The 8652-nt window shown below is 49.2% G+C and carries 10 protein-coding genes; 7 read left to right on the top strand and 3 right to left on the bottom strand.

All coding sequences use genetic code 11. From position 1 onward, the window contains the following. The 5 genes from KW93_RS04260 to KW93_RS04280 all read left to right on the top strand — a co-directional run. The coding region (locus KW93_RS04260; protein WP_033541734.1) for an LPXTG cell wall anchor domain-containing protein at nt 1-282 on the top strand (282 nt) is incomplete at its 5' end. 15 nt (nt 283-297) lie between these two features. Then, nucleotides 298-921 carry a class D sortase gene (locus tag KW93_RS04265; protein ID WP_033541740.1) on the top strand — a complete coding sequence of 208 codons (624 nt, stop codon included), beginning with the start codon at nt 298-300 and terminating at the stop codon, nt 919-921. A 285-nt stretch (nt 922-1206) separates the two neighbouring features. Next, complete coding sequence (locus KW93_RS04270; protein WP_033541735.1) at nt 1207-2199, top strand: TAXI family TRAP transporter solute-binding subunit; 993 nt, start codon at nt 1207-1209, stop codon at nt 2197-2199. A 28-nt stretch (nt 2200-2227) separates the two neighbouring features. After that, on the top strand, nt 2228-2653 hold the full coding sequence (locus KW93_RS04275) for a DUF1850 domain-containing protein (protein WP_235318357.1): 426 nt from the start codon (nt 2228-2230) through the stop codon (nt 2651-2653). Continuing rightward, nucleotides 2650-4680: a TRAP transporter permease gene (locus tag KW93_RS04280; RefSeq protein ID WP_033541737.1), complete on the top strand. Its 2031-nt coding sequence runs from the start codon at nt 2650-2652 to the stop codon at nt 4678-4680. Before KW93_RS04275 ends, KW93_RS04280 begins: the two co-directional genes overlap by 4 nt. A gap of 119 nt (nt 4681-4799) precedes the next feature. Here the strand turns inward: KW93_RS04280 and KW93_RS04285 are convergent, their stop codons facing one another. The 3 genes from KW93_RS04285 to KW93_RS04295 form a co-directional block, all read right to left on the bottom strand. Next, nucleotides 4800-5561, bottom strand: a complete 762-nt coding sequence (locus KW93_RS04285) for an SDR family NAD(P)-dependent oxidoreductase (protein ID WP_033541738.1) — start codon at nt 5559-5561, stop codon at nt 4800-4802. A 62-nt stretch (nt 5562-5623) separates the two neighbouring features. Next, nucleotides 5624-5950, bottom strand: a complete 327-nt coding sequence (locus KW93_RS17075; protein ID WP_081986924.1) for a four-helix bundle copper-binding protein — start codon at nt 5948-5950, stop codon at nt 5624-5626. A 95-nt stretch (nt 5951-6045) separates the two neighbouring features. After that, nucleotides 6046-6300 (bottom strand): SHOCT domain-containing protein, encoded by a 255-nt coding sequence (locus tag KW93_RS04295; RefSeq protein WP_033541739.1) that lies wholly within the window; start codon nt 6298-6300, stop codon nt 6046-6048. 130 nt (nt 6301-6430) lie between these two features. Here KW93_RS04295 and nagA point away from each other — a divergent pair, with 130 nt between their 5' ends. Together nagA and nagB are read left to right on the top strand one after the other, a co-directional pair. After that, nucleotides 6431-7618: an N-acetylglucosamine-6-phosphate deacetylase gene (gene nagA / locus KW93_RS04300; protein WP_052131461.1), complete on the top strand. Its 1188-nt coding sequence runs from the start codon at nt 6431-6433 to the stop codon at nt 7616-7618. After that, nucleotides 7587-8312, top strand: a complete 726-nt coding sequence (nagB, locus tag KW93_RS04305; RefSeq protein ID WP_033541743.1) for a glucosamine-6-phosphate deaminase — start codon at nt 7587-7589, stop codon at nt 8310-8312. Before nagA ends, nagB begins: the two co-directional genes overlap by 32 nt. The last annotated feature ends 340 nt before the right edge of the window (nt 8313-8652 follow it).

Below are 8652 nucleotides of genomic sequence, written 5' to 3' on the forward strand. Positions count from 1 at the left end.
CCGGAGAAACCAGAAACTCCTGAAACACCGGAAAAACCGGAAACACCGAACAATGATGCAGTATCACCGGTAGAGTCGGGTAACGGCAACACAGGCGTGAAACCAGAACCGACGGATAAAAATGACAAACCAAAACTGCCGGGCTCTGCCGTCAAAGAGAAAGAACTGGAAAAACTGCCTCAGACCGGGGAACTGTATATGCTTTATCTGATAGTGATCGGATTTATCCTGCTGCTGTTCAGCCGCCGATTACTGATCAGACGAAAGAATGATAATTGGTAAATGGAAAAACAAAAGATGTCTCCTTTCAGAAAATTAATCGGCATCTGCTGCCTGCTCGGGGGACTGACCTGTATCGCCATTCCGGTCGCAACGGAATGGCGGCATATGCAGGAAGTGAACGAACTGGAAGAAGCCATTTCGATGGTGGCGGCTTCCCAGGAAAGCAATGTTGATACTATTGAAACTGAGGCTGATGGATTTTCGGCAACAGAACTGCAGGAAATAATGGAACTGGAGATTCCTTCTCTCGACTTAAAGCAATACGTGTTAAATGAAACTACGCCGGAAAATTTAAACCTTGCACTCACACAAATCAAGGAAAAACAGGTTCCGGGTAAAGGGAATTTCACGATAGCCGGACACAGGGGCTACAGGGACGGACGCCATTTCAGCAATTTGGATGAAGTCGCAGATGATGAATTGATCTACCTGCATGCCGGCGAAAATACGTATATCTATAAGGTAACAAGCAAGGAAACGATAGAAGCGACTGATGTCCACGTATTGGAGGATAACGGTGTGTCTTCTGAAATTACATTGATCACCTGCACACCTTCAGGAAAAAAACGCATTGCGGTCAAAGGGGAACTCATTGATGAGGTCAGTAAATTAAAGAAAATTGAAGAGCCTCTCAGCTGAAAATCAAGAAAGCAGTATCCAATAAATTTCGAGCCTTGCCTTTCTATTCGGCAAGGCTTTTTACTTCCAGATTTTATTCTCTTAAAATAATAAAATAGCCTGTAAAATACATCGCTTAACTTACCGGTTCCCTATTGTAATATAGACGGATTTACAGAAAAAAACATTGAAACTAGGATGAAAAGCTATTCAATGAAAACAGAATTACTAGAAAATATGCACAAATACCTTTCTCTTTTCAAATCTATACGCTATAATTGAAAAAAACATAGAGGGGGCACTACCATGAAACAGAAAAAATTAAGCGTTTTCATGATGTCAGCAGCTGCAGCGCTGGTACTTGCAGCATGCGGCGGCGGAGAAGAAACAACTGACGGTGGATCCGGCGAAGGCGGTGGAGAATCCGAAGGTCTTGAGTCGAATATCGTCACAATTGCAACCGGAGGAGCTTCAGGCCCTTATAACATTATCGGAACAACTCTTGCAGACACTTACAGCAAAACTTACGGCGTCAACTCCCGTACACAGACAACAGGTGCTTCGGTTGAAAACGTCAACCTGATCAAAGAAGACAAAATCGAAATGGCATTCACAATGAGTGACGTAGTTTCTCAGGCAGTTGAAGGCACTGAAGGATTTACAGAGCCGACAGATAAAATCAGCCAGATCGCTGCACTTTATCCGAACTATGTGCAGATCGTAACAACTGCAGATTCAGGAATTGAAACATTCGACGATCTTCGCGGCAAACGCATCGCAGTAGGCGACCAGAACTCCGGTGTTGAAGTGAACGCGCGTACACTTCTGGAAGGGCATGGCATCACGTATGATGACATCCAGGTGGATTACCTTGGATACGCGGAAGCGGCTGACGGCCTGCGTGCCGGCCAAATCGATGCAGCATTCCTGACAAGCGGATTGCCGAACGCTTCGCTTCTTGAATTGTCCCAGTCCCTTGATATCCGTCTGGTGTCGGTTGATCCGGCTGACGTTGAACAAATCGCACAAGATCAGTCGTATTTCGTAGCGCTGGAAATTCCGGCAAACACTTATGGCAACGAAGAAGCGATTCCGACAGCGGCGATCATGAACGCATTGATCGTCAACGCGGACATGAGCGAAGATGATGTCTACAAGCTGACGAAAACTTTCTTTGAAAATCTTGAATCTCTGGAAAACTCTCACCAGGCCGCTTCAGACATTTCACTTGAAGCTGCTCAGGAAGGGCTTGTAGCGCCGCTTCACCCAGGAGCCGAACGTTATTACAGTGAACAATAAGGTTTTATTCGGGGGAGCATGCTTGCTGGTGCTCCTCTTTTTCCTGCTTTTCAGGTTGCCGGTGATCCATTTCGATTTTGGCAATGAACAGTACTTTTTGACCGAAGATGAATTCACCTTGAAATGGATCCATTCTGTCGAAAAAGAAGAATGGCTGGAAATGTATGAACGGGACGGGGACCGGCTGCTGCTTACCGAAACGGTTTTTAAAACGTTCGGGGCAGGGGTGCCGTCTGATGGAGAAATCATTTCTTCGGAAGATGGTTTCGTGCATATGCGGATCAATCAGCACCTTCCGCAAATGAACCTGACTGTCTCTGAAAATGCGCAAACAACAATCTTAATTGAAAATAAAACGATTCCGTTGTATGAATTGACCGATGATTATGAGTTCGTCGCCATTTCCATAGAACGGATCCATCTTTGGCAGTATATTGGAGGGAAGAAGTTATGACGAAAGATAACAGAGACCTCAACATTGAGAGTGTCTCAGCGCATGACGAAGATAAAAACATAAGCCAGGAAATTCTGGAGAAATACGACACCGACGCGAAAGTGCGTAAGTTGAAGAACCGTAAACTCGTCTTCCTTGTGGCGGCAATTGCCATTGCTTATTCACTGTTCCATCTATATGTAACGTTCAATCCGCTTCCCGCCCTCCAGGCAAGATCGATTCACGTAGCCGTCGGGATGGCGCTTATTTTCCTTGTATATCCGACATTCAAAAAGCAGGACCGCTCGAAGATCCCGGTCTACGACTGGATCCTGTTCTTCCTGAGTTTGTCGACTGCCGGATACATTATTTATGAATACAACAATATTGTTACCACACGCGGCGGCATCCCGAATAATATGGATATCGTGATGGCGATTTTGACTGTATTGCTTGTACTTGAAGGAGCCCGAAGAATCACGGGCTGGATCCTGCCGATTCTGGCATTGATCTTCCTTGCTTACCCATTCTTCAGTTATAACCTGTGGGTGCCGGATATGCTGATGACCCGGCAATTCGACATGGGCGATATTTTCGGCCAATTGTACCTGAAAACAGAAGGGCTGTATTCGACAGCCATTTCCGCATCCCTGCAATTTATCTTCCTGTTCATCCTGTTCGGAGCGTTCCTGGCGAAATCAGGAATGGGCCAATTATTCAATGACCTGGCTATGGCTCTTGCCGGCAGCAGACAGGGCGGACCTGCCAAAGTGGCGGTCATTTCCAGCGGATTCATGGGAAGCATCAACGGTTCGGCCATCGCAAACGTGGTCGGTACCGGCGCGTTCACAATTCCCTTGATGAAGAAAATCGGCTACCACAGAAACTTTGCCGGTGCGGTGGAGGCCAGTGCCTCGGTCGGCGGGCAGATTCTGCCGCCGATCATGGGGGCCTCGGCGTTCATCATGGCGGAGACAACAGGAATCGCTTACGGTACGATTGCGCTCGCTGCACTGATTCCGGCCATTCTTTATTTCCTCGGCGTTATCATGCAGGTGCATTTCCGTGCAGGCAAACGCAATTTGAAAGGAATTCCGAAAGCGGATCTTCCTGAAACAAAGAAAGTATTGAAAGAAAAAGGGCATTTGCTCCTTCCGATCGTCGGATTGATCGTCATGCTTTATACCGGTTTGCCGATTGCGCAGGCCGCATTTTATACAATCGTTTTGACTGTATTGGTTGCAGCCTTACGCAAATCGACGCGCATGGGCTTCAGAGATATTCTGGAAGCGCTTGAAAACGGTGCTCGCCAGTCATTATCCGTAATGATCGCCTGTGCGGTCGTCGGCATCATCATTGGAGTCGTCAGCCTGACAAGTTTTGGTACGGTCATGACTTCAGCGATCACTGCGTTTGGTGCTGGTTCCCTGTTCTGGACATTGTTCCTGACAATGCTTGCATCCATCGTTCTGGGCATGGGCTTGCCTTCAATTCCTGCCTATATTATTACGGCTACAATGACAGCACCGGCTCTTGCTGAATTCGGCATTCCGGTATTGGTTGCACATCTATTCGTATTCTATTTCGGTATCTTCGCCAATATTACGCCACCGGTTGCGCTTGCCGCATTTGCCGGAGCGGGTATTTCCGGGGGAGATCCGATGCGAACCGGTTTCAACGCATTGAAATTGTCGATTGCCGGTTTTATCATTCCTTATCTCTTCGTCTATAATCCAGCGATGCTGCTGATTGAAACGGAAGGGATTGCCACAAATGCCAGGGAATTCGCGTTCCCGCCGGCAATTGAAGTCATCCTGATCACCATCACCGCGATTATCGGGATTATCGGTTTGAGCGCCGCGGTGGAAGGTTATTTCAAAACACGCATGAACGTCGTAACTTCGATTCTGCTGGGCGCCGGAGCGCTGCTGCTGATCGTTCCTGAAAACTTTACAGATATCATCGGTATGGTGATTGTACTTGGCATTTTCGCCTTGAACTTTATAAAGGAAAGAAGAGAGCACCGGGCGGCTGTGTCGTCCGGTTGACAAAAATAGATAAAAGGCAAGCCTTCCGAGGGCTTGCCTTTTATTATTTCCCAGGAAATAAATGAAAAATGAAAAAATCCGCTTTCATATAAAGAGGAAGCGGATCTGGATTGATCGTTTTATCTGGCAGTCTGACCGCCGTCAATCAGGTGTTCAGCGCCGGTTACAAACCGGGATTCGTCAGATGCCAGGAACAGCGCGAGATACGCGACGTCTTCCGGTTCGCCGACAATGCCGAGCGGAATATTCAATAGAGCGCCGGCTTTCATTTCTGCGTCATCCAGGACGACAGAAGTCATCGGCGTGTTGATGAAACCGGGATGGATCGAGTTGACGCGGATATTATCCGGACCCAGTTCAACCGCGGCGCCTTTTGTCAGCAGTCGGGTTGCCCCTTTGGAAGCTGTGTAGTGGACGCCCGCGGCACCACCGACAATGCCCGCCATTGACGAGATATTGACGATGGAGCCTTTGCCGTTTTCGCGCATTGCCGGAACGACAGCTTTGATGCCGAGGAAATTACTGGTCGCGTTGACTGTCATGAATTTATTCCACGAGTTCAAATCAATCGTATCGATCAGGCCGAATCCTTCGGCGCCGCCGATGCCAGCATTGTTGATGAGGATATCAAGTTTGCCGAACCGATCGACCGTTTCTCTGACGACCATGTCCCATTCTTCTTCTTTCGTTACGTCATGGGTGAACGAAATTGCTTCACCGCCATTTGAGGTGATTTCTTCCGCGACGGCTTTTACTTTATCAGCCTGAATATCCGTCGCGACTACTTTTGCGCCTTCTCTCGCAAACATGCGCGCTTCTTCCGCGCCTTGCCCGCTGCCGGCACCTGTAATGATTGCCACTTTGCCATCTAATCTGCCCATGTAAATCCTCCTTTATCAATGACTGATCGTTCAGCAGTTCAAAAAAGAAATATCTCTCCGGTTTAAGCGACGTTCCTGCATGCTTCCGCGCATCTGAAGCAGGCTTCCGCACAGCGCTGGCAGTGCTCGTGGTCGTGCTTTTTGCATTCATTGCCGCAGGCTTCACAGATCTCAGCGCACACCTGCGCCAATTGAGCGACAAACGGCGAGTTGCGCGATATCGCCTGTTCAAGGTAGCCGCAAATATCCGCGCATTCCCGGTCCAGACGGATGCATCCGGCCATCATTTTTACATCGTCTTCCTTCAGGCAGGCGTCGAAACAATGGTTGCATTCGGTCATGCACTCGTGTAAAACCTTCAATAACTCTGCATGCTGTTCATGTGCCACAATAAAACCTCCAAGTTCAGATTTGGTTGCTTCATTATCCTGTTTTACCACTCGCGAGAAAACTAAACACCGAGGGGTGGCACAAAGCGTTGCCTTCACTGGTTCTCAGACTCTCTGTCCAGGTCCTGAAGCCTTCTGTTATAATCTTCCTCCGTGATTTCACCCCGGTCATACTGGTCCTGCAATTTGTGTGCCTCGTTATTCACCGGCAATTTATCGACACTTTGGGATTTCGGATTATTTTTGGCCATGAAAAACCAATAGAGTGTCAAAACCCCGGCAATCAGGATCAGCAGCCCCGTCAATAAGCGAAGCGGAACCGGGAATGCCGCCAGCAGGGCGATATCCATCTTACTCACTCTCCTTTCCGTAGTTTCTTGTCATTCCTTTACTTCCCTATTTGCTGAATGCTAATCTGAAATAAAAGAACGCCTGCAGGAAGACTATTCAAATATTCCAGCGGAAAAGGACGTGGCTGCAATGACCCGATTGCTCGTAGAAAATATCCGGCTTGTGCAGGAATCCGGCGACTTGGCGGCCGGTTCCATTCTTATCGATGGCGAAAAGATTGCTGCTGTTTCGACACAGCCATTCGCGCACTATACCGGCGAACGATTTGATGGCGGCGGTCTGGTGGCACTTCCCGGTTTTATTGATATCCATATCCACGGTGCGCTCGGAGCGGACTTCATGGACGCCGACAGCACAGCGGCGCAGACGATTGCCGAAGCACTGCCGGCGGAAGGGACGACTTCGTTTCTGGCAACTACGATGACAGGTCCCTCGGAAGGGATTGCTGCAGCCATCGGTCACTGTAGGAACTTCATGAATAAAAACGGGGGAGACGGGGCGGAAATGCTGGGCTTTCACCTGGAAGGCCCGTTTATCCACCCGGGTCAGGCGGGTGCGCAGCCAGCCGCTTATATCCGTGAACCGTCGATGCCATTATTGACAGACTGGTTCGGTGAAACGCTGGATGATCTGAAAATTGTCACGATGGCCCCAGAACTGGATCCGGAATTTGCGGTAATCCGTGAACTTGCGAATCTCGGAGTCATTATCTCTGCAGGTCACACGATGGCGGATTATAATACAATCAAAGGGGCACAGGCTGCGGGGTTGAGTCACCTGACGCATTTCGGCAACGCGATGCGCGGCCTCCATCACCGGGAAATCGGTGTGGTGGGAGCCGGACTGCTGAATCGGGATCTGTTTTGTGAAGTGATTGCTGATAAAGTTCATCTGAATTCAGATATGCTGGAAATTGTGCTTCGTGTAATCGGCACTAAGCGTTTGCTGTTGATAACTGATTCGATGCGCGCCAAAGGGCTCCCGGACGGCTCCTATTTACTGGGTGGCCGGCAAGTGAAGGTATCCGGTCAGGAAGCCCTGCTGTCCACAGGTAAACTTGCGGGCAGTGTCCTGAAAATGAATGAAGGATTGCGCCATTTACAGCAGCTGGCTTTGATTTCGTGGCCAGACGCCATTGCGCTGTCGTCTGCGAATGCGGCGAAGCGGCTAGGTGTCTGGCACCGCAAAGGCAGCATCGACAGCGGCAAAGATGCCGATATTGTTCTGGTGACAGAAAAATTCGGGGTCCGCCACACTTTTTGCAGAGGAAGGAAGAGTAATGCCGATGTTCAAAACAAAGGTGTTCCAATGGATTGAAGTCTCGAGTTACGAACAGATGAGCAAACTGGCAGCCGAGATTTTCGTACAGCAACTGGTTGAAAAACCGGATAGTGTCCTTGGTCTTGCTACGGGCGGAAGTCCGCTCGGCTTTTATAAAGAGATGGTCCGTCGCCATCAGGCAGATGAGTTTTCATTTTCAAGGGCGACGACATTCAATTTGGATGAATACGTCGGCATTGGACCCGGAGACCGGAGCAGCTACCACGAGTATATGCAGGAGAATCTATTCCGCCATATCGATTTGCCGGAATCCCAGGGTCATTTGCCGAATGGGCGGGCAGCGGATCTGGCAGCGGAATGTGCGCTTTATGAAAGGCTGATTGCTGACAGCGGCGGCATCGACCTGCAATTGCTCGGTGTTGGCGTCAACGGCCATATCGGTTTTAATGAACCCGGCAGCTGCTTTGATTCGCGTACGCAGGTGGTTGAATTGACGCAGGAGACGAAAAATTCCAATGCGCGCTTTTTCGAAAAGGAAGAAGATATACCTGTGGAAGCGATCACGATGGGCATTGGCACCATCATGGAAGCCAAGAAGATCGTGCTGCTCGCTTTCGGCGAGAATAAGATGGATGTGGTGCGGCGCCTGGAGAACGGTGCCGTAACGGAAGAGTTTCCGGCAAGCGTCCTGCGGAAGCATCCGCATGTTACGGTGATTTATGGGAAATAAGGAATGCGAAAGTTGGTGTGGCCCTTGCGGAGAGTAGTCTGCGGGGGCTTTTTTTGTGTTTGGGGTGTGGTATGTAGCTTGGTGTTTGTTTTCACAATGGCGCTTTGGAGTGGTCTCCCGCAATCAGCCTGGCTGGAGTGATGCCAGTCTTATCGCTCCGACCACACCTTAGCCGCGCCACTGCTTGGAGTGTGGGTGGAGAGGGGGAGAGATGAAAGAGAATGGGTTTCTAATGGGTGCCTACTTGGATTATGCAGCCTATGCAACTTTTATTAAGGGGGATGCGTTCTTAACTTACGATTTAGGGGATGTATCTTATAGTTTTTCGTTTCTATCTTAC

It is taken from the genome of Planococcus sp. CAU13 (assembly GCF_000775575.1).
Classification (GTDB): Bacteria; Bacillota; Bacilli; order Bacillales_A; family Planococcaceae; genus Planococcus.

Excerpts from the sequence above, each read along its gene's own strand:
- KW93_RS04265 (WP_033541740.1), top strand. The coding sequence starts at position 298 with ATGTCTCCTTTCAGAAAATTAATCGGCATCTGCTGCCTGCTCGGGGGA.
- KW93_RS04270 (WP_033541735.1), top strand. The coding sequence starts at position 1,207 with ATGAAACAGAAAAAATTAAGCGTTTTCATGATGTCAGCAGCTGCAGCG.
- KW93_RS04280 (WP_033541737.1), top strand. The coding sequence starts at position 2,650 with ATGACGAAAGATAACAGAGACCTCAACATTGAGAGTGTCTCAGCGCAT.
- KW93_RS04285 (WP_033541738.1), bottom strand. The coding sequence starts at position 5,561 with ATGGGCAGATTAGATGGCAAAGTGGCAATCATTACAGGTGCCGGCAGC.
- KW93_RS04295 (WP_033541739.1), bottom strand. The coding sequence starts at position 6,300 with ATGGATATCGCCCTGCTGGCGGCATTCCCGGTTCCGCTTCGCTTATTG.
- nagA (WP_052131461.1), top strand. The coding sequence starts at position 6,431 with ATGACCCGATTGCTCGTAGAAAATATCCGGCTTGTGCAGGAATCCGGC.
- nagB (WP_033541743.1), top strand. The coding sequence starts at position 7,587 with ATGTTCAAAACAAAGGTGTTCCAATGGATTGAAGTCTCGAGTTACGAA.